The 22,947-nt window shown below is 74.8% G+C and carries 18 protein-coding genes; 6 read left to right on the top strand and 12 right to left on the bottom strand.

What is annotated here, in order from left to right:
- From ACIP4P_RS28830 to ACIP4P_RS28810, 5 genes are all read right to left on the bottom strand, one after another.
- A complete protein-coding gene (locus ACIP4P_RS28830; protein WP_400923328.1) occupies positions 1-870 on the bottom strand; it encodes a DMT family transporter in 870 nt (289 codons plus the stop codon).
- Positions 867-3,116: an FUSC family protein gene (locus ACIP4P_RS28825; RefSeq protein WP_400923326.1), complete on the bottom strand. Its 2,250-nt coding sequence runs from the start codon at positions 3,114-3,116 to the stop codon at positions 867-869. The genes ACIP4P_RS28830 and ACIP4P_RS28825 overlap by 4 nt, the downstream gene beginning before the upstream one ends.
- A 150-nt stretch (positions 3,117-3,266) precedes the next feature.
- Positions 3,267-4,490, bottom strand: coding sequence for a sensor histidine kinase (locus ACIP4P_RS28820; RefSeq protein WP_400923324.1), 1,224 nt, complete (start codon positions 4,488-4,490; stop codon positions 3,267-3,269).
- A 72-nt stretch (positions 4,491-4,562) separates the two neighbouring features.
- Positions 4,563-5,813, bottom strand: coding sequence for an FUSC family protein (locus ACIP4P_RS28815; RefSeq protein WP_400923322.1), 1,251 nt, complete (start codon positions 5,811-5,813; stop codon positions 4,563-4,565).
- Positions 5,810-6,343, bottom strand: a complete 534-nt coding sequence (locus ACIP4P_RS28810; RefSeq protein ID WP_400923320.1) for a universal stress protein — start codon at positions 6,341-6,343, stop codon at positions 5,810-5,812. Before ACIP4P_RS28810 ends, ACIP4P_RS28815 begins: the two co-directional genes overlap by 4 nt.
- Before the next feature lie 363 nt (positions 6,344-6,706).
- Here ACIP4P_RS28810 and ACIP4P_RS28805 point away from each other — a divergent pair, with 363 nt between their 5' ends.
- Positions 6,707-9,124 carry a SpoIIE family protein phosphatase gene (locus ACIP4P_RS28805; protein WP_400923318.1) on the top strand — a complete coding sequence of 806 codons (2,418 nt, stop codon included), beginning with the start codon at positions 6,707-6,709 and terminating at the stop codon, positions 9,122-9,124.
- Positions 9,125-9,133: 9 nt separating this feature from the next.
- Here ACIP4P_RS28805 and ACIP4P_RS28800 read toward each other — a convergent pair whose 3' ends face one another.
- The 3 genes from ACIP4P_RS28800 to ACIP4P_RS28790 form a co-directional block, all read right to left on the bottom strand.
- A complete protein-coding gene (locus ACIP4P_RS28800; RefSeq protein ID WP_400923316.1) occupies positions 9,134-9,946 on the bottom strand; it encodes a hypothetical protein in 813 nt (270 codons plus the stop codon).
- A 195-nt stretch (positions 9,947-10,141) separates the two neighbouring features.
- Positions 10,142-11,059 (bottom strand): LysR family transcriptional regulator, encoded by a 918-nt coding sequence (locus ACIP4P_RS28795; RefSeq protein WP_400923314.1) that lies wholly within the window; start codon positions 11,057-11,059, stop codon positions 10,142-10,144.
- Positions 11,060-11,090: 31 nt separating this feature from the next.
- Positions 11,091-11,522: a hypothetical protein gene (locus tag ACIP4P_RS28790; RefSeq protein ID WP_400923312.1), complete on the bottom strand. Its 432-nt coding sequence runs from the start codon at positions 11,520-11,522 to the stop codon at positions 11,091-11,093.
- 245 nt (positions 11,523-11,767) lie between these two features.
- On the opposite strand from ACIP4P_RS28790, the gene ACIP4P_RS28785 reads away from it, so the two are divergent.
- From ACIP4P_RS28785 to ACIP4P_RS28775, 3 genes are all read left to right on the top strand, one after another.
- Complete coding sequence (locus ACIP4P_RS28785; RefSeq protein ID WP_400923310.1) at positions 11,768-12,415, top strand: response regulator; 648 nt, start codon at positions 11,768-11,770, stop codon at positions 12,413-12,415.
- A 174-nt stretch (positions 12,416-12,589) separates the two neighbouring features.
- A complete protein-coding gene (locus ACIP4P_RS28780) occupies positions 12,590-14,710 on the top strand; it encodes a SpoIIE family protein phosphatase (RefSeq protein ID WP_400923308.1) in 2,121 nt (706 codons plus the stop codon).
- A gap of 203 nt (positions 14,711-14,913) precedes the next feature.
- A complete protein-coding gene (locus ACIP4P_RS28775; protein ID WP_400923306.1) occupies positions 14,914-15,546 on the top strand; it encodes a histidine phosphatase family protein in 633 nt (210 codons plus the stop codon).
- Between the two features lie 22 nt (positions 15,547-15,568).
- Here ACIP4P_RS28775 and ACIP4P_RS28770 read toward each other — a convergent pair whose 3' ends face one another.
- Positions 15,569-17,116 carry an MFS transporter gene (locus ACIP4P_RS28770; RefSeq protein WP_400923304.1) on the bottom strand — a complete coding sequence of 516 codons (1,548 nt, stop codon included), beginning with the start codon at positions 17,114-17,116 and terminating at the stop codon, positions 15,569-15,571.
- Between the two features lie 427 nt (positions 17,117-17,543).
- Here ACIP4P_RS28770 and ACIP4P_RS28765 point away from each other — a divergent pair, with 427 nt between their 5' ends.
- Together ACIP4P_RS28765 and ACIP4P_RS28760 are read left to right on the top strand one after the other, a co-directional pair.
- Positions 17,544-18,902, top strand: coding sequence for a ricin-type beta-trefoil lectin domain protein (locus ACIP4P_RS28765; protein ID WP_400923302.1), 1,359 nt, complete (start codon positions 17,544-17,546; stop codon positions 18,900-18,902).
- 416 nt (positions 18,903-19,318) lie between these two features.
- Positions 19,319-20,491 carry a cytochrome P450 gene (locus ACIP4P_RS28760; protein ID WP_400923300.1) on the top strand — a complete coding sequence of 391 codons (1,173 nt, stop codon included), beginning with the start codon at positions 19,319-19,321 and terminating at the stop codon, positions 20,489-20,491.
- On the opposite strand, the gene ACIP4P_RS28755 is transcribed toward ACIP4P_RS28760, so the two are convergent.
- The 3 genes from ACIP4P_RS28755 to ACIP4P_RS28745 form a co-directional block, all read right to left on the bottom strand.
- Positions 20,481-20,642: a hypothetical protein gene (locus tag ACIP4P_RS28755; RefSeq protein ID WP_400923298.1), complete on the bottom strand. Its 162-nt coding sequence runs from the start codon at positions 20,640-20,642 to the stop codon at positions 20,481-20,483. The genes ACIP4P_RS28760 and ACIP4P_RS28755 overlap by 11 nt on opposite strands.
- Positions 20,643-20,785: 143 nt before the next feature.
- Positions 20,786-21,526 carry a pyridoxamine 5'-phosphate oxidase family protein gene (locus ACIP4P_RS28750; RefSeq protein ID WP_400923296.1) on the bottom strand — a complete coding sequence of 247 codons (741 nt, stop codon included), beginning with the start codon at positions 21,524-21,526 and terminating at the stop codon, positions 20,786-20,788.
- Positions 21,523-22,935, bottom strand: coding sequence for a hypothetical protein (locus ACIP4P_RS28745; RefSeq protein ID WP_400923294.1), 1,413 nt, complete (start codon positions 22,933-22,935; stop codon positions 21,523-21,525). Before ACIP4P_RS28745 ends, ACIP4P_RS28750 begins: the two co-directional genes overlap by 4 nt.
- Between the last annotated feature and the right edge of the window lie 12 nt (positions 22,936-22,947).

Below are 22,947 nucleotides of genomic sequence, written 5' to 3'. Positions count from 1 at the left end.
TCAATGCCCGCCGGGCCGCGGCCCGAGCGCCTGCGACTCGACCCTCGGCAGGATCATCACCCCCACCACCACGAGCGCGGTGCCGACGGCCGCCGGAAGCAGCCACCATCCGGTGCGCACGTCCTCGTCGTACAGCAGGAGGCCCAGGACGAGGCTGATCACCGCGTCGCCCAAGGTGAGCGCGGGCTGGGAGGCCAGCAGCGGGCCGGACTCGACCGCGTTGGACAGCAGGAACAGCGAGCAGACGCCCACTCCGGCGAAGCCGTAGGTCTGCCAGCAGGTGAGGAACGCGACGGCGCCGTGCCCGGCCGTCGCGGTGGCGGACTTCAGCAGCGCGGCGGTCAGGGCGTACCCGATCGCCGCCGCCGCGCCGAACAGGGCCGCCCTCGCCTTGCCCCGGCCGAACCGCAGCGCGGCCAGGACGCACCCGGCCATCGCGCCGCCCGCCGCCACCAGGGTGGGCAGCCACAGCACCATCGGCGCGTGGTCCCGGCCGCCGGACGGGCTCGCCGCTCCCAGCGCCAGGGCGATGCCGACGGTCACCGAGCCGATCCCCCACCAGCCCAGCGGCGGCAGTCGGCGCCGGAACGCGGCGCAGGCGATCAGCAGGACGAAGGTCAGCTCGATGACGAAGATCGGCTGCACCAGGGCCAGCGAGCCCACCGCGAGCGCCAGCGCCTGGAAGAGCGCCGCGCCCAGCACCGCCGCCATCCCGCCGAGCCAGACCCGGTCCCGCAGCAGGTCGCGCATCAGCCGCAGGCTGAACGCGTCGTGGTGCGGAACGTCGCGGGCGGCGGCGCGCTGGAGCACCATGGCGGAGGCGTTGCTGAGCGCGGCCAGCACGGCGAACGCCACGGCGAGCCAGGTCACCGGGCCGGGCCCTGGTGGCCTCCGGTCCCCGGTGCCGGAGGCCACCCCTCGCTCCGGGCCGCGCGGGAACGGGCGGTGTCGGCGGCGACCGCGGCGAACCAGGCCTCCGTGTCGGCCACCAGCAGGGCTTCGGCCGGCACCGGGTCGGCGCGCCCGTGATCGGTGCGCCCCGTCGACCCCGGGCCCTCGGCGGCCGGGCCGGGGTGGCCCCGGTCCCCGGCCCCGCCCGCGCGCAGCTCCGCCGCGGCCTGTTCGCACTCCGCGCGGACCAGGTCCGCTCCGGCGGTGAGGCGCTCGGCGACGGCCGGTGCCGCGGCTGCCACGGCCGGACCGGCGGCCGCGTGCCGGGCCAGCAGCAGCGAGCCGCCGGTGAGGACGTCGTAGCCGACGAGCATGTTCGCCCCCCACGGCGGGTCGCCCACCGTCCGGTACATCCGCTCGTTCCGGTACTGCAGATGGGTGCTCTGGGCGAGCAGCAGGGCCCGCCGGGTCGCCGCCAGCGGGACCGTCGCCGGCACGGGCTTGCCGCAGAGCCGGTCCGTGACCGCGCGAACGCCCTCGCCACTGCGGTCGAGCAGGTCCGCGACGTCGGAGCGGAGCTGGCCGTGCGCTCCCCTGGGCCAGGCCACCAGCGCGGCGACCGTCCCGATCAGGCCGCCCACCAGCACGTTGACGACGCGCAGGGTGGGGATGCCCCAGTCGGCGTCCGTGATCTGGCCGAAGATCAGCACCATCGCCAGGGTGATCATCGCCTGGATCCACCACGGCTTCAGCAGCGGGCAGACCGTGAAGCCGACCAGGAAGGCGATCGGGGTCGCCACGGCGTAGAAGACCGGGTTGTGCTCCACCACCGTCAGCATCGCCACCGAGACCAGGGCGCCGGCGACGGTCCCGATGACCGACGGGAGCAGGGCGGTGCGGGTGTCCGCGGCGGAGGTGCGCATCAGGCTGAGCAGCGCCAGCAGGACCCAGAACCCGTGCGGCAGGTCGAACGCCCCCACGACCAGCCGGGCGACCGCGAGCGCGACGGACAGCCGGACCGCGTTCTGGAACAGCACCGAGCGGGGGTGCAGGTGCAGCCGCAGCCGGGCCAGCAGCCAGGCGGGCGTCGACAGGACGGCGTAGCCGAACGGGCCGGACGGGTCCTGGCCGGCCGGAAGGCGGTCACCGAGCGCGATCCGGCTCGCCCGGTCCACGACGAGCACGGCCTCGGCGACCGCACGCAGCGCCGCGTCCCGCTGCTGCTCGGCACCGGGCACCCCGACGGCAGCGCGCTGCTCCCGGCGACCGTCGAAGTCCCTGACCAGGAGCACGAGTTCGAGGGCGTCGCCATCGCGGGCCGCGCTTCGCAGGTTCCCCGCCACCCGTTCCAGGACCGCCGCCGCGCCCGCCAGCAGGCGGCCCGCGTCCGGGCCGGACCCGGCACCGGTCTCGACGACGTCGGCGATCCGCCCGCTGAGGTAGGCCAGCGCCACCCGGGTGTGGGTGAGGCCGCGGTCGCGCAGCGAAACCGAGGTCGGGCGCGCGTCGGGGGGCGTCGCGGCGAGCAGGGCGGCGCGCTGCGCCTCGTCGACGCGCCGCCGGGCGTCCGCGAGGTCCGGCCGGTCGCGGGGGTCTGCTCCAGCAGCGGCGCAGTAACCGGCGAGGGCCGCCGCCGCCTCGGCCAGGCGCAGCCGGTAGGGGGCGGGCGGCGGGTCGGCCCACAACAGCTGGTCCGTCACCACGGTCAGCAGGATGCCGACGGTGATCCCGCCCAGGCGGTAGCCGAGCTGGTCGGGTTCGTACGGCGGGAAGCACGGGAGCACGTAGTAGAGCTGCACCGCCGCCGCGAGCACGGCCGCGCGCGGGCCGACGACCTCCAGGAGCGACGCGAGGAACCCGACGACCAGCAGGCCGAGCGCCGCGGCCCAGTCGGTGACGGCGAGCAGCGTGCCGGCCGTCACCATCAGCCAGGCCACCGGCAGGACCGTCAGCAGGACGCGGGCCCGCGCGCGCGGCGGTCCGGGGAGCTTGGCGAAGAGCACCAGCGGCAGCGCGCCGAACACGCTGTACAGCGCCATCTGGGGTCGGCCGAAGCCGTAGTCCAGGACGTAGAACCCGGTGCAGCCGGCCAGGACGAGCCACAGCGCGCGGCGGAACGTGCCGCGCGCTTCGTCGCCCCGCAGCAGTCGCATCAGCCGCGCCGGCCAGGGCGGTCCAGGGGTACCCGGGTCGGTCCGGGTGACGCGCTCGCCGGTCCCGGTCACGCGACGGCCCTGGTCACGACGGCCTCCCGGGCGCGACGGCGGGTGCGGTCCCGGGCTGAGTCCTCGGGACCTGCGGTCCTGCTCAGGCTCACGCCACCCGCGGGGCTCGGCAAGCACGGGCGGGCGCCTGGGTGAACCGGCAGCCCCGATTCACCCGGCCGTGAGCGCGCCGCCCGGTGCCCCGCTGCCCGCAGCCCCGGCGGGCATCCTGACCTCGACGGTGGTGGCGTGGTGCGGCTCGCTCGTCACGAGGAACCGGCCGCCCGCGCTCTCGACGCGGACGTAGTGGCTGGCGAGGCCGATGTGGCCGCCGCGCAGCTTGCTCCACACGACGGCGGGATCGAAGCCCACCCCGTCGTCCCGGACCGTCAGCACGGTGTCGGGCCCGCCGCTGCTCAGCGTCAGCCAGACGTTGCGCGCCCCGGCGTGCTTGACGGTGTTGTTGAGCAGCTCCCGGGCGGCCGAGTAGAGCAGGCCCTGCTCGTGCACCGGGCCGGTGGGCGGCAGGTCGTAGTGCACCGTGAAGCCGCCACGCCGGGCGGCGCGCTCCCCCAGGGCTCGCAGCGCGGCGGCCAGCCCGGCCGCCGCCAGCACCTGCGGGTGCAGGTCGAACGTGACGTCACGGATCTCCTGGACGGTCCGGCGCAACTCGTCCTCGACCCGGTCCAGCTCCGGTGAGGGCGCCGCCTGGCGGGCGTCCTCCAGGTCCTGGAGGGCCGCCAGCAGGTTCTGCACCGCGCTGTCGTGCAGCGCGTCCGCCAGTTCGGTCCGTTCGCGGGCCTCGGCGGCGAGCGCGTCGCGCAGCAGGGCCTCGCGGGTGTCCAGGAGCTGGGAGACCGCCCTGGCCTGCCGTCGCAGCAGCCAGGCGATCAGCACGCAACCCAGCACGTCCCACAGCAGGTAGGCCTCGTCCACCACCACGAGCCAGTTCCGCGTCGCGTCGCCACGCGCCAGCACCGGGACGGCCAGCAGCGCGTACGCCAGCACGCAGGCGCCGCCGAGCCAGGCGGTGACGGCCGGCAGCTGCCAGAGCACGCTGGCCATCGGCAGGACGTAGTAGGCGTAGCGCACCGCCGAGTCCTGCCCGCCGGAGAGGGCCGCGAGCAGGCTGACCGCGGCGATGTCGACGGTGGCGGCCCACACCGCGGTGCGCAGCCCGCCGAGCGGGTCCCGGCGCACCGCGACCAGGCGCAGCACGGCCCAGGCGGCGTAGCCGGCGACGGCGACGAAGTACCAGGGGCTGATCCGGTGCCCGGCCCAGTCCCAACCGGCCAGCAACAGCGGCAGCAGGAACGGCAGCCGCAGCCAGGCGACGTAGCGGGCGGTCAGCTGGGACATCCCGCCGAGCTGCTGCTCGCGCCAGCGCGTCGTCATGGCCCACCGTCCGGACGGGTTCGCAGGACCGGCCGCGGCGGGCCGCACGGCCCCGCGGCCCGGACTGCCACGCTACGCGGACGGGCGGGACGCCGCGCCTCGGCCGTCCCGGCACCGGGGCCTGCCGCCGGCGGGTACGGCGCGCGGTCCGGTCGACTCCACGGCACCGCCCGACACACCACCGGGTCGGTCGGTGTCACGACCGGGGCACGGGCACCGGGATGCACCGGACCGGTGGAGGTGGACGGCGGTGACGGCCAGCACGCCGCCGAGAACGTTGAGCAGGACCCGTACCGCTCCGGCGGACCAGCTCATGGGTTTCGCCATGTCTTCGAGCAGGATCAGCAGCGGTGGCGCGCACACCGCCCAGTAGAGGTAGTTGGCGGGGCGCACGGTGAACGCGGCCAGGGCGCAGCAGCCGGTGACGACGGCGAGGACCGGCGGCGACGGGGCGAGGAGCAGGACGGCGGTGACGGCCACGGCGCCGACCGAGTTCCCCACCACCCGTTTGCCCGCCTTCACGCCGGTGGCGGTACAGCTGACCTGCGAGCTGAGCAGCACCGAGGTGACCAGCCAGTGACCCTCGCCGCGGATCGCGCCCAGACCGGTGAGGACGGCCGTCGTGGCGGCGACGAGCAGGCCGAGCCGGACGGCCCGGCCGCGTCGCGCCGCCTGCTGCTCCGCCCGGGGGACGCCACTGCTCGGTCCGGCCGGCCGTCGTCCTGTTCGGCGGGAGCGCGACCGGAGCGCCCTCCCGCCGAACAGGGCGGCGGCCAGCAGCGCCAACCAGGCGCCGCCGAGCAGTTGCAGTGCCCCGGCGAAGCCGACCATCCGGCCCGATCCGTCGACGCCGATGATCAGCAGGGCGAGCGCCGCGTTCGCACCGAGCGCGGGCCACAACGCCCCGGTCACGGCGGCGGCGGTGACGATCACGGCGCCGGCCCACGGCAGCCCGGCGGCGTACACCGACCAGACCCCGGCCAGGGTGACGGCGGCGGTGCGCAGCCCGATCGCCCCGGCCCGCGCCCGCAGGCCCCCGGTGAGCGAGGGAATGGCGACGAACAGCGCGGCCGTGGCGACGTCGGCGCCCTCCGCCGGGTGTCCGCCGAGGACACCGAGCAGCAGCGGGACGGCGATGCCGAGCCCGGCGACCAGCCCGTAGGTGAGGTCCGCGGGGTTCTCGGGTCGCCACCGGAGGCCGGCCAGGACCGCTGCCCGCAGTCCGGCCGCGGTCGCGGCGGCATCGGAGCGGATCCGCGCGCCGCCACCGCACCGGGCGGTCGTGAGGACCGCCGTGGCCGCGCCGCCCGGCCGACGGCTCACCGGTCCGCCCGGCGGGCGGACCGGCGGACGGACCGGCGCGACCGTCCGGCGGGGTTCGCGCCCGCTGCGGGCTCCTCGCCGGGCCGGACCAGGAACACCGGGCAGCGGGCGGTCCTGACGCACCGCCAGGCCGTCGACGGCCCGGAGACGATCCGGCGCAGGCGGCCGCGGGCGGGCGCCCCGAGGACGATGAGGTCACCGGCCGAGGTGGCCATGGCCGCGAGCTTCGCGCCCACCGCCCCGTGCACGATCCGCCGGACGATCTCCGGCCGACCGTCGCCGAAGTCGGCCAGCGCCTGTGCGCAGGCCTCGTCCAGCAGGGCCTCGGCACGGCGGTCCCGGATCCGGGGCAGCGCGGTCTCCGAAGAGTCGTCCAGGTAGGCGCCCGCGCCGTCGGGCAGGGTCACCCCGGTCACCAGCCACAGCGGCAGGCCCCGGCAGGTCGCGACCCACGCCGCTCGGCGCAGCGCGGCCAGGCTGGCGGGTGAACCGTCGACGCCGACGATGACGCGGTTGGTGGAGGTGGTCATGGGGTGGCTCCCTTCGGTGCTTCCCGCGCCGGCCGCCGCCGGGGGCAGCGGCACGCGTGAGTCCTCGGCGGCACGCGCGGTGCCGTCGGGGTGGCGGGGATCGGCTGTCCGGGACCAGCGGCGGCCCCGGCTGCCGTCCACCGTACGAAGGGCGTCGGACCGACCAGGTCGGCCGATCGGCGGAGCACGCGGTGGACGCCGGCCGGCCGTCCTCGTCCGACGAGCGCCCCGGCGGGCGGCGGCCCGGCCTCGGCCGCACGCTCCGCCGATCGGCCGAGGCCCGCGCCGGCCGCCGCCGCGAACCTGGAACACCTGCCGCCCGGTACACAGCCGAGCGGAGAGCCCGGAGAACGGAGGCCCTCCATGAGCACGACCGACGCCCGCACCCCCGGAACCGATCCCGACCGGGCCAGGCCCGCCGCCGTGGTCGACGACGACGGCGGGATCACCCTCTGGACCCCGACCGCCCGCCACCTGCTCGGATACGGTCCCGACGAGGTCACCGGCCACCCGGCCGCCCGGCTGCTGGCCGCGCCGCTGCCCGTCCCGGTCCTGCGCGCCGTCGCGGCCCACCGCGCCTGGTCCGGCCTGCTCTGGGCCCGGCACCGCGACGGCCACCCGGTCGAGCTGGGAGTCGAGGCGTACCCCTGCCCCCAGGTCGGCGGCAGCTGGCGGTGGGTCCTGCTCGTCGAACCCGACCGCCGAACCGAGGAGCGCCTCGTCGGCCGCGCCTTCACCCAGTCCCCGATCGCGCTGGCCGTCTACGACAACGCCGGCAAGCTCCTGCACGCCAACGACGCGATCGTCCGGCTCGCCGGGCAGAGCCTGGCACGGATGCGCGGACTCGCCCTGGAGGAAATCCACCCCTACCCGCCGTACCTCGAACTGGGCGCGCTGCAACAGCAGGTCCTGACGACCGGGACGGCGGTGCGCACCCGCCTGGACGGGGCCCCGCCAGGCGGCGGCGGGGCTTGCACCTGGGACGTCTGTGTCACCCCGCTGCGCACCGGGGACGGGCGGGTGAACGGCCTGGGTGTCGCCATCATCGACGTCACCCACGAGGCCCGGGCACGCCGTCGACTGCTGCTCGCCAACGAAGCCTGCGACCGCATCGGCGGCACGCTGGACGCCACCCGCACGGCGCGCGAACTCGTCGAGACCCTCACCGACGGGTTCGCCGACTTCGCCTCCGTCGACCTCTACGACGCCCCGCGTCCCGGCGAGGGCCGGTCCGCCGACCGCGCCAACGCCACCACGCTGCGCCGCGCCCACGCCTCCACGCTCGACGGTTGTCCCGGGACTCCGCGGCCGGGCCAGTCCGTCGAGTACCCGGCGGGCTCCCCCTTGGCCCGCGCCCTCGCCGACGGCGGCCTGCACCTGTACCGGCTCGACGCCGCCGGGGCCGAGGACCTCCCGCCCGCCCTGCGCGCGGCCGCCGTCCATTCCCTCCTGCTGGTGCCGATCACGGCCCGCGGCGAACGGCTGGGCCTGGCCACCGTCGCCCGTCACCGGCGGAGGGAGGCCTTCGACCGCGACGACCTGCTGCTCGCTCAGGAGATCGTCCAGCGCGCCGCGATCAGCATCGACAACGCCCGCCGCTACGCCCACGAGCGGGACATCGCCATGGCCCTGCAACGGGCCCTGCTGCCCTGCCACGTCCCCGACCAGCGCGCGCTGGACCTCGCCCTGCGCTACCGCCCCGGCCAGGAAGGCCGCGACATCGGCGGTGTCTGGTGCGACGTCATCCCGCTGTCCGGCGCACGGGTGGCCTTGGTCGCCGGTGACGTCACCGCCCGGGGCATCGACGCCTCGGCGACCACGGGACGCCTGCGCACCGCCGTCCGCGCCCTGGCCGACCTCGACCTCGCCCCCGACGAACTCCTCGCCCACCTCGACGACCTCGTCACCCAACTCGCCCACGAGGAAGGTTCCGACGAGGAGCACTCCGACGCCCACCGACCCGGCGGCCGGTCCGCCTCGGGCACCGGCGCCACCTGCCTCTACGCCGTCTACGACCCGGTCACCCGCCGGCTGTGCGTCGCGAGCGCCGGGCACCCGGCCCCCGTGGTCCACCGCCCCGGCCGGGCACCGGAACCCCTCCCGGTGGCCGCCGGACCTCCCCTCGGGACCGGCGGGATCACCTTCGAGAGCGTCGAAGTGGACCTCCCCGATGCCACCGTCCTCGCCCTGTACGGCGGCCGGATCCGCGATGCGGGTGGGGACGGCCCGGAAACCGTGTGCCGAGCCCTGGCCGGCATCGGCACGGCCGACGACCTCGGACCCGGCTGCGACCGGGTGCTGCGGGCCCTGCTGGCCGACGCCACCGACGACGACGTCGCACTGCTCACCGCGCGCACCCACGGGCTCCCCGCGTCGCGGGTGGCGAGCTGGGACGTCCCGTCGGTGCCCGAGGCCGTCGGCCGGATCCGCCACGAGCTGGGCGGCCTGCTCGCCCGGTGGGGGCTGCCGGACGCGGTGTTCACCACCGAGCTGGTCGTCACCGAGCTGGTCACCAACGCGATCCGCTACGGACGGGCGCCCGTCCGGCTGCGGCTGATCCGCGACCGCCGGCTGATCTGCGAGATCTCCGACGGCGGGGCGACCGCGCCGCGGCTGCGCCGGGCCGGGGCGGACGACGAGGGCGGGCGCGGTCTGTACCTGGTCGCCCAGCTCACCCGGCGCTGGGGCACCCGGTTCACGCCGGAGGGCAAGACCATCTGGACCGAACAGGACCTGCCCGAGCAGGATCCGGCCGAGCAGGACCTGCCCCGATCGGCGTGAACCGGTGGGTCACCCGGTGGGGGTCGGCTGTCCGGTGGCCCCGTTCTCCTTCCGCTCCTGCGTCGGGGGCAGGTCGTCGCCCGGGCGGGGTGCTTGGGGGGCCGGAGCCTGCGGGGCCCCCTTGGTGCGGTCGGTCTGGTGCAGGTTCGGTCCGACCTTCACCTGCCCGTTGCCCGCCTTGCAGGAGGCCTTCTCGTCGGCGGTCATCGGCCGGCTCTTGACCACCACGGCGTTGTTGACCCCGTCCGTCCCGTTGGGCGCCGGGCTGGTGACGGTGTCCCCCCAGTACCAGTAGTAGTGCCCCCAGTGCGGGTTGTCGTAGTGGGTCTGCCACATGCCCGAGACCTGGTGCATCACCTGGGCGCGGGAGATCCAGCCGACCTCTCCCGGCTGGACGGTGGTGCCGAGCGAGCCGCCCTCGGTGTGCGAGGTCGACCAGGTGTGGCCGTACTTGGCCGTGACGCTCGCGTCCACGATCCCGGCGATCTTGCCGCCGACCGTCACGGAGACGTCCAGCGAGTCGGTGGAGCCGACGGTGTCCGACCAACTCATCCCCTGCGTCACGGGCGAACTGCTGCAGTTGTAGAGCGTGTCGGAGACCTGCCGGTAGTCGCCCAGGTAGGACGTCTGCACCACCGGATCGTTGAAGGTGCACTTGCCGGTCCCGCTCGCGCAGTCCGCCATCAGCTGCTGCCGGGTGGGCTTCTCGGCCGCGCCCGCGGCCGAGGCACTGCCGGGGAACCCGGCCACCACCGCCGCCACCAGGCCTGCCGTCCCGAGCACGGTCGCCGCGCCGCGGGCTCCGTTCACACGCTTCACCATGGAAAACCCCTCTCGTTCGCGCCGACCACGACGCGTTCCGGGTCCGAGGACGCTCCGCACCGGAGCGGGAAGAGCCGTCGTCGGCTCATGAGGGGAGCCAACAGGGGCTTCGCACCGAGATCCAGACCCGGCGGCGGAAACCGAAGGGCCGATAGACGACTTCTACCGGCGCCTTCGTCCCGGCCGGCGGCAGGCTCACCCCTGCGCCCGGTCGCCGCCTCCGCCGTCCCGCCCGCAGGTTCCACCGGCCAGCCGGTGCAGCCGGGCGGCGCGCTCGGTCGCCCCCGCCGGCGCCCCCGGCGCCGCGAACAGGACGACCTCCCGGCGGGCGGCCGGTTCGGGAACGGCGGTGAGCGGCCGCAGCGCCGGCGGGACGGCGCCCGCCGGGACGGCCGCGATCCCCGCCCCCCTCGCGGCCAGCGAGACGGCCGCCTGGACGCCGGGCACCCGGATCACCGGACCGGGCGGCATCGCCGTGCGTCCGGAGTCTGGGAAGGGCTGCCAGTCGTCGTCGTAGCGGATCCAGCGCCGACCGCTCAGGTCGGCGGGCGCGACCCGGCGGCCACGCAGCGGGTCGTCCGGCGGGCAGACGACGAGGAGGTCCTCGGAGTACAGCGGCCACAGCGTGCCGGCCCAGTGCCGCGGCCGGCTGCCGACGCCGAAGTCGGCTGCCCCGGACAGGACTTGGTGCTGCGGCGGGCGCCCGCTCGGCGGCCCCTCGACGAGCAGGTCGGTCCCGGTGTCCGCCCTCGCCCAGGCGGCGAGCGCGGGCAGCAGCCCGGGCAGGTACGAGGGCGGGACGGCCAGCCGCAGGGTGCGCCCGCACCCGGCCTCGGCGGAGCGGGCTTCGAGGCCGGCCTGTTCCGCGCTCTGCAACGCGCGCCGCGCGTGCGGCAGGAACGCCTCGCCGGCCGGCGTCGGGCGGGTGCCGTCGGCGCCGCGCACCAGCAGCCTGGCGCCCACCGCCCGTTCGAGGGCCCGGAGTTGCTGGGAGAGCGTCGGCTCGGTCACGTGCAGCCGCTGGGCGGCACGGGTGAGGCGGCCCTCCTCGACGGTGGCCACGAGGTACTCGAGTTGCCGCAGGGACAGCCTGGAGTTGCCGGGTGTACTCATCGCGCGCCGCCTCTCCTCCGGCCTTCGGGGATCAATCGGCCCATTCGGAGCGGCAGTTCCGGTAGAGGATCGTGACGTGCTCGTAGCCCGCTTCCGAAGGGGCGGGCGAGCGTGCGGGGTTGGTCAGCGCGGAGACCCTGGCGTTCAACAGCCGCAGTCGGCGCAGCCGTTGGTGGGAATCGGAGACCGTCACCACCGCCTCCGCAGTCGGGCCGGCCCCTTCGGACCGGCGGGTGCGGACCAGGGCGGCAGCGGACTCGGGGCGGAGAGCCAGGGTGATCCGCCCGTGGCGCCGCGCGTCCGGCCGCGCCAGGGCGAGCACCTGTTCCACGGTGGTGGCGCCGGTACAGCGCAACACCTCCGGCCCGCAGGTCAGACCGCAGATCCCGTGGACGGCGAGGACGGGCAGCCCGTCCAGCGCGAGCGTGCAGGTACGGGGGGCCAGTGCGCTGCTGGTGGTCATGGCGAGCCTCCGGCTCCGGTACGTCGGACCGTCGTCCGCGGCCCGTCGGCGCCAGGCTACGGACGGCCGCAGGGCCGGCCGGTCCTCCGTTCGGCGGATCGGGGGGATGACGGCCGGGGGCCGGGAGACGTGCCGGACCGCCACAGTCCGGGACGGGCAGGGGCGCCGGGGGCTCCTTATGGTGGTGGCGAGGGCCTGCGGCGCACGAGTGTGCGGTGACGAGGCGCGAGGCGAGGCGGTGCGCGATGCCGATGACGGACGAGCGGGTCACGGTGGTGGTGGCGGACGACCACCCGGTGTACCGGGAGGGCATCACCCGCGGCCTCCAGGCCAGCGGGCAGATCACCGTGGTGGCCGAGGCGGAGGACGGCCGCGCGGCCCTGGAGGCGGTGCGCCGCCTGGAACCCCAGGTGGCGCTCGTGGACTACCGCCTGCCGGGTCTGGACGGCATCGCGGTGGCGCACGCGGTGGCCCGCGACCACCTGCCCACCCGGGTGCTGCTGCTGTCGGCGACCACCGACAGCGCCGTGGTCTTCCGGGCCCTGGAGGAGGGCGCGAGCGGCTACCTGGCCAAGGACTCACGACGCTCCGAGATCGTGGACGCCGTGCTGAAGGTGGCGCACGGCAAGCAGGTCGTCGCCCCGGACCTGGCCGGCGGCCTGGTCGAGGAGATCAGGATGCGCGCCGACCGCGACACCACGGTGCTCACCGAGCGCGAACGGCAGGTGCTCACCGGATTCGCCGCCGGGCGGAGCATCCCGCAGGTCGCGGCCGAGCTGTTCCTCGGGGCCAGCACCGTGAAGACCCACGCCCAGCGGCTGTACGAGAAGCTCGGCGTCTCCGACCGGGCCGCCGCCGTCGCCGAGGCCATGCGGCGCGGCCTGCTCGAATGACGCGCACACGCGGGACCGGCCCCGGACTCCGCCCGATCTGCGCCCGCCGTGGCCGCGTGCCACGCTGGATCCACCAACCGGCCACTCACCCGACCCGCCCACCGGGCCGCCCGCGCCGTGCCGCGGGCAGCCGCCGGTGCGCGGACGGGCCGGGCGACCACGCGGAGGGCAGCCATGGGCCGGACACCTCGGCGAACCGCGCCGGACCCCGTCCCGCACACCGGGACGACCGCACCCGAGGCGGACCCGTCGGCCGGGGCGGACCTCTCCGGGCTGGCCTTCGAGCACGCGACCGTCGGCCTCGCGCTCCTGGACCGCGACGGCCTGGAGCTGGCCGCCAACGCCGCCTGGTCGGCGCTGCTGGGTGACCCGCCGGAGGGCGCGACGCCCGTGAGGTGGACCGCCCGGCTGTCCGGCCGGGCCCGGGTCTCGGCCCGGGCCACCGTGCGGGCGGCCCGTACCCCCGAGCGTCCGGCCGCCACGGTGCTGCGGCTGCCGCCCCGCCACGGCACGCCCGGGCGGGACCGGTCGGTCCTGCTGTCCGTACGCCGGATCGAGCCCGACCGACGGGACGGCGGGAACGGACCGGCCGGGCCCTCGCCCCTCTGGCTGGCCCAGGTCCGGGAGCTGACCGAAGCCGACGAGGCCCTGGACCCGACGCTGCGACTGGCGCTCCTGACCGCCGGGGTGGCGGTGTGGGCGTACGACCTGGCGACCGGCGAGGAGCGGTGGTTCGCCGGTTCGCAGTCCCTGTTCGGCCTGCCGATGGACGCGGCCACGGGACGGACCGGCCAGCAGGTGCTGGCGGCGATGGAACCCGAGGACCGGGAGCGGATGCTGCGGGTGTCCTCCCGGATCTCGCAGGGCTCGGACCGGTTGGAGACCCGGTACGCGATGCGGGACGGCCGGGGGCGGTTGCGCTGGATGCACGTCGACGGCCGGGTGCACGAGCTGGGCGACCCGCCCCACCGCTGGCTCGTCGGGGTGACGCGCGAGGTCACCGAGGAGGTGCGGCGCAGCGGCCGGCTGCGGCAGCGGCTGCTCTCGGAGACGGAGCGGGCGGCCATGATCGAGGAGGTGGCCACCGCGCTGCTCGGGGCCTCGACGGTGGCGGACGTGGCGTCCGCCGTGACCGGCCCCTTCCACCAGGCGGTCGACGCGGCCGGGGCGGTGGTCCTGGTCCCGGAGGAGGGGCGGCTCGTGCCGCTGGCGGCGTCCGGCACCGGGGTGGGGTCCGCGAAGGTCCTGAACGGGGTGCGGGTCGATGATCCGTCACTGCCCGTGACCCGGGTCCTGGAGGAGCGCCGGGCGCACTTCGCGTCCTCGCGCGCGCAGTTGCGTGCGCTGTGCCGGGGTGAACCGCACGAGCGGGTCGAATCCGCGCCCGGCGAGTCGTGGGCGCTGCTGCCCCTGCGGTGCGGCGGTGACGCGACGGGGGCGCTGGTGCTGGCGTACGCGACCCGGCACGACTTCTCCGTGGAGGAGCGGGCGACGCTGCTGGCCCTGGCGGGTCTGACCAGCCAGGCGCTGGAGCGGTCGGCGCTGGTGCAGGACCGGCTGGCGCTGGGGCAGGCGGTCCAGAAGGCGCTGCTGCCGCACGACCTGCCGGACCTGACGGGCGTGCCGGGGCTGGCGGGGCTGCGGATGGCCTGCCGCTACCAGCCGGCCCGCGACGGGGCGGGGGTGGGCGGTGACTGGTACGACGTGTTCCGGCTGCCCGCCGGCGGCCTGGGCGTGAGCATCGGTGACGTCGAGGGGCACGGGGTCGAGTCGGCGGCGGTGATGGGGCAGGTGCGGACGGCGCTGCGCGCGTACGCGTGGACGGGGGTGGGCGTGCAGCGGGTGCTGACGGCGACGAACGAGCTGGTGTGCTCGCTGGGCGGGGTCCTGTTCACGACGTGCAGCTATGCCGAGGTGGATCCGGTCGCCGGCGTGCTGGAGGCCGCGTCGGCGGGCCACGTCCCGGGGGTGCTCGGGCTGGTGGACGGCGGGACGGCGTTGCTCGCGCCCGAGCCGGGACCGCCGCTGGGGGTGCTGACGGGCGCGGAGTACCCGGTGGCGCGCGAGCCGTTGGCCGGGCTGGCGGTGCTGACACTGCTGACGGACGGTCTGGTGGAGGGCCCCGACGAGGACCTGGACGCGGGGCTGGAGCGGGTGCGGACGATCGTGGCGGAGCACCGGTCGCGGGGGCCGGAGGCACTGGCCGGGGCGCTGATCGACTCGTCCGGCTCGACCGGCCACCTCGACGACGCGACGCTGCTGGTCCTGGACTGGGCGTCGCCGCGCTCCGGGTGAGCGCCTCCCGGCCCACCCGTCGCTCCCCCGGGTCGTCCGTCCGCTCCCCCGGGTCGTCCGTCCGCTCCCCCGATCGGCCGACCCGTCCGGCCCGCGGGCCCGGGCAGGCTGGCCGGTGTCCGCCCGCGGTCGCCGCGGACGGGCCCATCCGACCACCCGGCCACCCGGCCGGGCCCGGCGACGAGCGAAGGAGGACCCCTGCCATGGGTGACCTGTTGCTGATCCGGCACGGCGAGACCGAGTGGAGCCGCCAGGGGCGGCACACCGGCTCCACCGACCTGCCGCTGACCCGTTACGGGGAGGCCCAGGCCCACGCCCTCGCGAGTGCGCTGACGGTCCTCGAACCCGCCCGCGTGCTGGTCAGTCCGCTGCGCAGGGCGGTCCGGACGGCGCAGCTGGCCGGCCTGTCCGACCTCCGGATCGAGCCGGACCTCAGGGAGTGGGACTACGGCGGCTACGAAGGGGTGACGACGGCCGACATCCGGCACGCGCGGCCGGGCTGGGACCTGTGGACCGAAGGCGTCCTCCCCGGTGGTCACGAGCACCCGGGCGAGAGCCCCGCCGACGTGGCCGCACGCTGCGACCGGGTGCTGGCCGGGATCGCGCCGCTCCTGGACGGCGGGGCGGACGAGGCCGGGGGCGCGGTCGTACTCGTCTCGCACGGCCACCTCCTGCGGGTGCTGACCGCCCGCTACCTGGGCCTGCCCCCGGCCGACGGGGCGCTGTTCACCATGGCCACCGCGGCGCACTGCCGCCTGGGCACCGACCGCGGCCGACGGGTCGTCCTCGGCTGGAACCTCCCGACCCGCCCGGTCCCGCCCGAGGAGCGGTGCTGACCGCCCCGTCGGGGCGCGGCGCTCAGTGGGTGTGCTCGGTGGGCCGCAGGTCGCGGGGGACCCACAGCAGCGCCGCCACGGCAGCGGCCAGCGCCAGCCCGGCGGCGGTCAGGAAGGCCGGTGTGATGGCCTCGGTGTAGGCGTGCGCGGCGCTGCGCAGCAGGAGGGTGCCGGTCTCGCCGCCGAGTTCCCCGGCGATCCGGGCCGCCTCGGCGACCGAGTCGCGCGCCGTCTGCACCGTCCGGGGGTCGAGCCCGGTGACGTCCAGGCCGGAGCGGTAGAGCGCGGAGGCCAGGCTGCCGATGATGGCGACCCCGAAGGCCGCGCCCAGCTCGTAGCTGGTCTCCTCGATGGCGGCGGCGCCGCCGACCTCGTCGGGCGGGGTGAGGGCCATCATGGTCACCGACGCGACGGTGGTGGCCACCCCGGCGCCCAGGCCCAGCAGGGCCAGGCTCAGTGCGAAGGCGGGGTAGCCGATGTCCGTCGAGCGCTGGAGGATCCAGGGCAGGCCGAGGCCGACCGCCATCACCGTCATACCGGAGGCCAGGACGTACGGGATCGGCAGGTTGCGCATCAGCGCCGGGGTGGTGACGGAGGCGAGGATCAGCGCGACGGGAGCCGGCAGCAGGCGTACCCCGGCCTGGAAGGGGCTGTAGCCGAGGGAGAACTGGAGCCACTGCGTCACCAGGAAGAGGACCGCGCCCATCCCGATCATCGCCAACAGGATCGCGACGGCCGCCACGCTGAAGGCGGGCCGGGCGAACAGCCGTACCTGGAGCAGGGGGTGCGTCAGCCGCAGCTGGCGGCGGACGAAGACCGTCAGGGACAGGGCCGCCACGGCCAGCAGGATCCAGCTCAGCGGCTCCGAGGCTCCGTTGTGCCCCAGTTCCTTGATCCCGGCGGCCAGCGCGACCATGCCGACGATCGACTGGCCCACGCCCCACCAGTCCCAGCCGGCGCCGACGGCGGCGGAACGGGACTCGGGCAGCAGCCAGGAACCGAACGCGAGGACGGCGGCGGCGATCGGAAGGTTGAGCAGGAAGGCCGAGTGCCAGCCGTACGCCTGGATCAGCAGACCGCCGACGACCGGCCCGAGCGCCATGCCCGCCCCGAACACGGCGGCCCAGACGGCATAGGCGAACGCGCGCTCACCGGGGTCGGAGAAGGCGTGCCGCAGGATGGACAGCGTGGAGGGCATGATCGCCGCACCGCCGACGCCGAGCAGGGCGCGGGCCGCGATCAGCTGCCAGGGCGCGACGGCGAAGACGGCGAGCAGCGACGCGAGCGCGAAGATCCCGAAGCCCACCAGCAGCAGGCGTTTGCGCCCCCAGCGGTCGCCGAGCGCGCCGGCGGTGATCAGCAGCCCGGACAGGGCCAGCGCATAGCTGTCGACGATCCACAGCTGCTCGACGGCGCCCGGCCGGAGGTCCTCGACGATGGACGGGAAGGCCACGTTGAGGATCGTCGTGTCCATCGAGATGATCAGCAGACTGCCGGACAGGACCGCCAGGACGGTCCACCGTCGCGGGTCGTCCTGGCCCGGCCCGGAGCGCTCGGTGGTCGCGGGCATGGGGGCGGGTCCTCTCACTGGGAAGGGCGACGGGTGCCTACGGCCCAGGGACGGCAGTCCGCCGGGGCACCGCTGCGCTCACCTTCGCAGAGCACGGACGCGCCCGCCCGGCCGGATACGCCGGATCAGCGGTGGCCGAGGTGCTGTGCGTCGGGCCGGATACCGTCCGGGGGCATGTCCAGGCGGTCGGTCAGCGGCCGTCGCCGGTCCGGGGCGGCCTTCACGAGTTGACGCTACGGAGTGCCCTTCCCCCCTCTTGACGCCTTGACAGGTACATGAGTTGAATGTGCCTCAGCTCAACACACGATGGGACGACTCCAGGCTCGTCCGGCGGCATCCGCCGGACCGGAGCCCCCGCTCCGCCGCGGTACCGGCCCCCACCCCACCTCGCGGGCCGGCTCCGCGCCCCCTCCGTTGGGAGCCGCAGATGACCCGTGACCCCGCGCGCCGCCGCACCGGCCGACGCGCCCGCCTCCTCACCCGCTCCGGCCGCCGCCTCGCGGTCCTGGCCGTCCTGGGCCTGCTCGTCGCGCTGACCGGACACGTGCCCGCCGCCGACGCCGCCACCACCACGGCGACAGCCCCGCCGACCCTCGCCGGGCCGCCCCCGGGCTGGACGACCGTGTTCAGCGACGACTTCTCGGGCCCCGCCGGCGCCCGGCCGTCCGGGGCGAACTGGACGTACGACACCGGCCCGGGATCGAACTTCGGCACCGGTGAGATCGAGACCATGACCGACTCGACCGCCAACGTCCACCTCGACGGCAACGGCCACCTGGACATCACCGCCCTCGGCAGCGGCGGCTCCTGGACCTCCGGGCGGATCCGGACGCCCAGCGCGGTCGCCGGCGCACCGGCCGGCGGCAAGCTGCAGGTCACGGCCTCGATCATGCAGCCCTCCCCCGCCGGCGGCCTGGGGTACTGGCCCGCGTTCTGGATGCTGGGCCCGGGACAGTGGCCCGAGAACGGCGAGATCGACATCATGGAGGACGTCAACGCCCGCTCGCAGCTGGCCGGCACCGTCCACTGCGGCACCTCCCCCGGCGGCGTGTGCAACGAGGGCACCGGGATCGGCAGCGGCCTGCGCGCCTGCCCGGGCTGCCAGAGCGGCTACCACGACTACGCGATGGTCCTGGACCGCACCAACCCGAGCGCCGAGTCGATCACCTGGTACCTCGACGGCGCCGCGTACTTCACCGTGACGGAGAACCAGGTCGGCACCGCCGTCTGGCAGCAGGCCTTCGACCACCCGCTGTCGATCATCTTCGACCTGGCCATCGGCGGCGGGTTCCCCAACGGCGTCTGCGGGTGCACCACCCCGACGGCCGACACCACCTCCGGGGCGACGATGAGCGTCGCCTCCGTCGCGGCCTACACCACCAACGGCGGTGGCAGCGGCGGCGGTTCGGCGATCACCGGCTACGGCGGCCTCTGCCTGGACGACCGCGCCGCCTCCACCGCCGACTACAACCCGGTGCAGATCTACACCTGCAACGGCACGCCCGCCCAGCAGTGGACGGTCGTCCAGGCCGGCAGCACCCTGCACGTGCTGGGCAAGTGCCTGGACGTCTACGCGGCCGGCACCTCGAACGGAACCGCGGTGGACCTCTACACCTGCAACAACACCGGCTCCCAGGTCTGGATCCCGCGCTCCGACGGTTCGCTCTACAACCCGCAGTCCGGCAGGTGCCTGGACGACCCAGGCTGGTCCACCACCGCGGGCACCCAGGTGCAGATCTGGGACTGCACCGGCGGCGCCAACCAGAAGTGGACCCTGCCCGCCTGAGAGAGCGATACGTCAGCTGAGGTCCGGTTCGTGATCGGGGGGTGCGCGCCGGCCGGATCGCTGAAGAATGACCGGGGCCGCCTCCCGACTCCGGCGGCCCCGGTCATGCGGACGTCCTCGTCGGGTCCGTCGGCTGGACGCCGTTCCCGAGCACATCGCCCCGGGGCCGCCCGCGCCCGAGGTGCCGGTCCGAAGGCTTCGTCGTACTCGGATGCACACATTCGTCGTACTCGGATGCACACAAATGACTGATGCCGCGAGCGGGAGTCCGGAACCGTTGGCCATCGCGTGGGCTCCCGTGTCCGGTCTCGTGGGGTTGCCAGGGTGGTGACGCGCCGTGAAGACTGTGGCCGCCCGCGAGTCACGACTCAGGAGGACCGGTGCTCGGAGTTCAACCAGGCAACGTACCAACGCTGTTGGAAGAGATCTCCGGCCGGTGGCAGCACCTGCGCGAGGCCGGGCCGGTGCGGTACGACGAGAGCCGCGACCAGTGGCAGGTGCTGGACCACCAGAACGTCGCTGCGGTGCTGTCCGACCCGGCGACCTTCTCCTCGGACCTCGCCGCCCTGGCGCCGACCCAGGAGGACTTCGAGACGTTCCGGCAGGGCAACTTCGTCGGCATGGACCCGCCGGAGCACCGGCGGCTGCGCGCCCTGGTGAGCCAGGCGTTCACGCCGCGGGTGGTGGCGGGGATGGAGCCGCGGATCGAGGCGCTGTGCGCGCGCCTGCTGGACGAGGTCGCCGACCACGACCGGTTCGACCTGGTCGACGCACTGGCCTACCCGCTGCCGATCATCGTCATCGCGGAACTGCTCGGCGTCCCGCCCGAGGAGCACCGGCTCTTCCAGGAGTGGGCCGGCGTCCTGTTCGGCGGCGACCAGCTCGGCGAGAACCCCGACATGGCCGACCTGGCGAAGGCGCTGGAGGCCATCGCCCCGACCGTCCGCGCGATGAACGGGTACGTGCTGGACCACATCCGCCGCCGCCGCACCGACCCGGGGGACGATCTCACCAGCCGGCTGATCGCCGCCGAGGTGGACGGCGAACGGCTCGCGGACGAGCAGATGGTCGGATTCGTCGCCCTGCTGCTGGTCGCGGGGCACGTCACCACGACCGCGCTGCTGGGCAACGCGGTGCTGGCCTTCGACCGGCACCCCGGGGCGGACGCCGCACTCCGGGCCGATCCGGCTCTGCTGCCCCCGGCCATCGAGGAGGTGCTGCGCTGGCTGCCGCCGTTCCCCGAGCTGGGGCGCCGCATCACCCGGCCCGTGGAGCTCGGCGGTCATGAACTGCCCGCCGACACGATGCTGACGGTGCACCTCGGCAGCGCCAACCGTGATCCGTCCCGGTTCGAGGCGCCCGAGACCTTCGACGTGGCCCGCCGCTCCAATCCCCACCTGACCTTCGGCCACGGCATCCACTTCTGCTTCGGCGCGCCGCTGGCCCGGCTGGAGGCACGGATCGCCCTGCGCATGCTGCAGGACCGGTTCCGCTCGCTGGCCGTCCCGCGCTACGAGGACGTCGAGTACCAGAACCCCGCCGTGCTCCTCGGGGTGCGCCGGCTGCCGGTCGAGGTCGTCAGGACGTAGTTCCAGGAGCTCCAGGGGCGACGGGGCGCTCCGGGACCAAGCCGCCGTAGCCGACGGCCAGGGTGAGGTGGGCACCGGTGGTGCAGGTACGGGTGACCTCGGCGGCCTCCTCGGGGGCACGGGCGGTGCTGTCGGGCAGGGCGTCGGTCATCCCGGCGAGGTGGACCCGCCGGCGCGCGTCCGGGCGGGTGAGGCGGTCGGCGGCCCGGGATCGGGAACGAGGCCGCAGCCGGAGGGCTGCGGCCTCGCCACGGTGAACGCCGTCCCGCCGTACCGGCTGTGGTTCCCGGCGGCTCACGTGCCCCGGTGGATGAGCTTCTGGACGGAGGCGGGCGGGTCGGCACCCAGGTCCTTGACGTGCGAGTCGGGAACGGCCGGCCCGTAGACCTGACGGATCGGGAGCAGACCGCCCCAGGCCCGGCCACCGTCCCAGTCCCGGTCGTCCTGGTGTTCGTGTTCCGGCTCGGGGGCGTGGTGCCGCTTGAGCCGCACCGTCGCCTTCTCCGTGAGGCTGATGGAGAGGACCCCGACGGTGGGGGTCTGCTTCCCGTCCGAGTCCAGTTCGCTGGCCTTGCCGTCGCTGCCGTCCTTGATCGGGCGCAGCTCCGCCCACCGGCCCGGGATGACCTGGTCGGTGAGCGCCTCGAACGCCTTCGTCCGGTCCTTCGGGTCGACCTTCCTCGCCGTGCCGTCCACCACCACGGAGCGGTAGTTGAGGGAGGTGCTGATCGCCGCGCGCCCGACCAGCAGGCTGTCGAGGACGGTGACGGTCAGGCAGACCGCGACCCCGTCGGCCTTCCACAGCTGCCGCAGCGAGGGATTCAGCTTCGACTCCGGCGGCCAGTCGACGGAGCCGTGCAGGTAGAGCAGCTTCTCGTTCCCCTTCTCGTGGTACGCGTAGACCATGGGCACGCACCTCGGCCGACCCGTCCCGGGGTCGACGTGGGCGAGGGTGCACACGTACCCCTGTTTGAGGACGGCGACGGCCGCCGACAGGTCGTCCGTCTCCTTCGTCCTCTTGACGTGACCGCTCACTCGGTCTCCTTGTCGGCGTCCGCCTGGGCCTTGGCCAGGACGGCCCGGGCCGCGCTCTCGGGGTCCTGTCCGTGGAAGGGGCGGTCGAACAGCCAGTTGTAGAGCATCTCCCGGCAGATCCGCGGCTGGTAGGCCGGTACCTCGTGCCCGGAGTCGGGCACCGCGACCTGGGTGACGTTGTTCAGGGTGCGGACGAAGCCCTTCGGGTGGCCCTGCGCCTGTTTCCAGATCAACCGCGGGGCGCTGCGCCAGCCGTTCTTCATGATCTCGTCGAGGATCTCCTCGGTGCTCTGGTACCCGCAGGCGGTGTCGAAGTCCCCGGTGTAGAGCAGGACCTTGTAGTTCTCCTCCGCGTGGATGAGCTCGGCGTACAGCGGCGAGGCGTCCGCCATGTTGTCGGCCTTCAGCGCGGTGGCCACCGGGCCGGAATTGTCCGCGGACTCCCACGCGTGGTCGACGTGCAGGGCCTCCTTGACGGCGGGGGTGTTGAGGTAGACCGGCAGCGCGCCGGCGGACAGGTCCTCCCAGCGCCGTACGTCGTAGACGTCGAAGTCGCCCCCGTAGGCCAGGATCGCGTTGACCAGGCCGTTGCCGAGATCGGTGGCCTTCTTCATCTCGCCGGCCTTGAGGACGTCCTGGAAGTGCTTGTACGAGGAATCCAGGACGTCCTTCTGGCCCTTGCCGACGAACCCGGACGCGTAGGCGTAGTCGATCATGACGCGGATCGAGAGTTCCGGTCTGATCCAGCCGTTGCCCACCGCGATCCCCTTCAGATCGAGGTGTGTTCTGGGCTTCTTGAGGTTCTCCTGGTGGATCTTCCGGGCGATGTACGGCACGTACTTGCCCGCGTAGCTCTCACCGCAGACGTAGAGGGGGCAGTTCTGGTACTCCGGGTACGTTTCGAGGAACTGGACCAGCGCCCGGTGGAACATCTCGCTGAGTTCGTCCTCGTCCTGGACGTACGTCTTCGACGTCTTGCAGTAGCTGTACCCCGCGCCGACCGGCTGGTCCCAGTAGAGGACGTGGGCTTCCTGGTTCCAGGTGTCGGGGCTGACCGAGACGGTCCCGGCCGCGTCGTCACCGACGCGCAGCGGTCCGTTCTCCAGGAACAGGCCCAGGAGCGACGAAGCGCCGGGGCCGCCGTTGAGCCAGATCAACAGGGGCGCCTCCTCGATCACGTCCTTCTGCTGGTCGGCGTCGAGGTGGGGGTCGCAGGTCTGGCTCTCGAAGAACCAGTAGAACAAACGGCTCGATTCGGTACCGGGGCCGTCGACGTCCGCGTACCCGGCGTAGGACCGGACCGTCTTCGGGCCTCCTTCCTCCTCCTTCTTCCCGGGGTCGGGAAAGAAGTGGATCGTCCCGGTGTTGAGCGCGTTCGCCGGGATCGCGTAGACGGGCTGACGCAGCATGGTGCACCTTCC

Source organism: Kitasatospora sp. NPDC089509 (assembly GCF_044749365.1).
Taxonomy (GTDB): Bacteria; Actinomycetota; Actinomycetes; order Streptomycetales; family Streptomycetaceae; genus Kitasatospora.
This window is presented reverse-complemented; position numbering and strand designations above follow the sequence as displayed.

Coding starts and splice junctions, on each gene's coding strand:
- ACIP4P_RS28745 (WP_400923294.1), bottom strand. CDS start 22,935: ATGCTGCGTCAGCCCGTCTACGCGATCCCGGCGAACGCGCTCAACACC.
- ACIP4P_RS28765 (WP_400923302.1), top strand. CDS start 17,544: ATGACCCGTGACCCCGCGCGCCGCCGCACCGGCCGACGCGCCCGCCTC.
- ACIP4P_RS28805 (WP_400923318.1), top strand. CDS start 6,707: ATGAGCACGACCGACGCCCGCACCCCCGGAACCGATCCCGACCGGGCC.
- ACIP4P_RS28800 (WP_400923316.1), bottom strand. CDS start 9,946: ATGGTGAAGCGTGTGAACGGAGCCCGCGGCGCGGCGACCGTGCTCGGG.
- ACIP4P_RS28755 (WP_400923298.1), bottom strand. CDS start 20,642: ATGACCGACGCCCTGCCCGACAGCACCGCCCGTGCCCCCGAGGAGGCC.
- ACIP4P_RS28770 (WP_400923304.1), bottom strand. CDS start 17,116: ATGCCCGCGACCACCGAGCGCTCCGGGCCGGGCCAGGACGACCCGCGA.
- ACIP4P_RS28780 (WP_400923308.1), top strand. CDS start 12,590: ATGGGCCGGACACCTCGGCGAACCGCGCCGGACCCCGTCCCGCACACC.
- ACIP4P_RS28820 (WP_400923324.1), bottom strand. CDS start 4,490: ATGACGACGCGCTGGCGCGAGCAGCAGCTCGGCGGGATGTCCCAGCTG.
- ACIP4P_RS28790 (WP_400923312.1), bottom strand. CDS start 11,522: ATGACCACCAGCAGCGCACTGGCCCCCCGTACCTGCACGCTCGCGCTG.
- ACIP4P_RS28810 (WP_400923320.1), bottom strand. CDS start 6,343: ATGACCACCTCCACCAACCGCGTCATCGTCGGCGTCGACGGTTCACCC.
- ACIP4P_RS28795 (WP_400923314.1), bottom strand. CDS start 11,059: ATGAGTACACCCGGCAACTCCAGGCTGTCCCTGCGGCAACTCGAGTAC.
- ACIP4P_RS28785 (WP_400923310.1), top strand. CDS start 11,768: ATGCCGATGACGGACGAGCGGGTCACGGTGGTGGTGGCGGACGACCAC.
- ACIP4P_RS28775 (WP_400923306.1), top strand. CDS start 14,914: ATGGGTGACCTGTTGCTGATCCGGCACGGCGAGACCGAGTGGAGCCGC.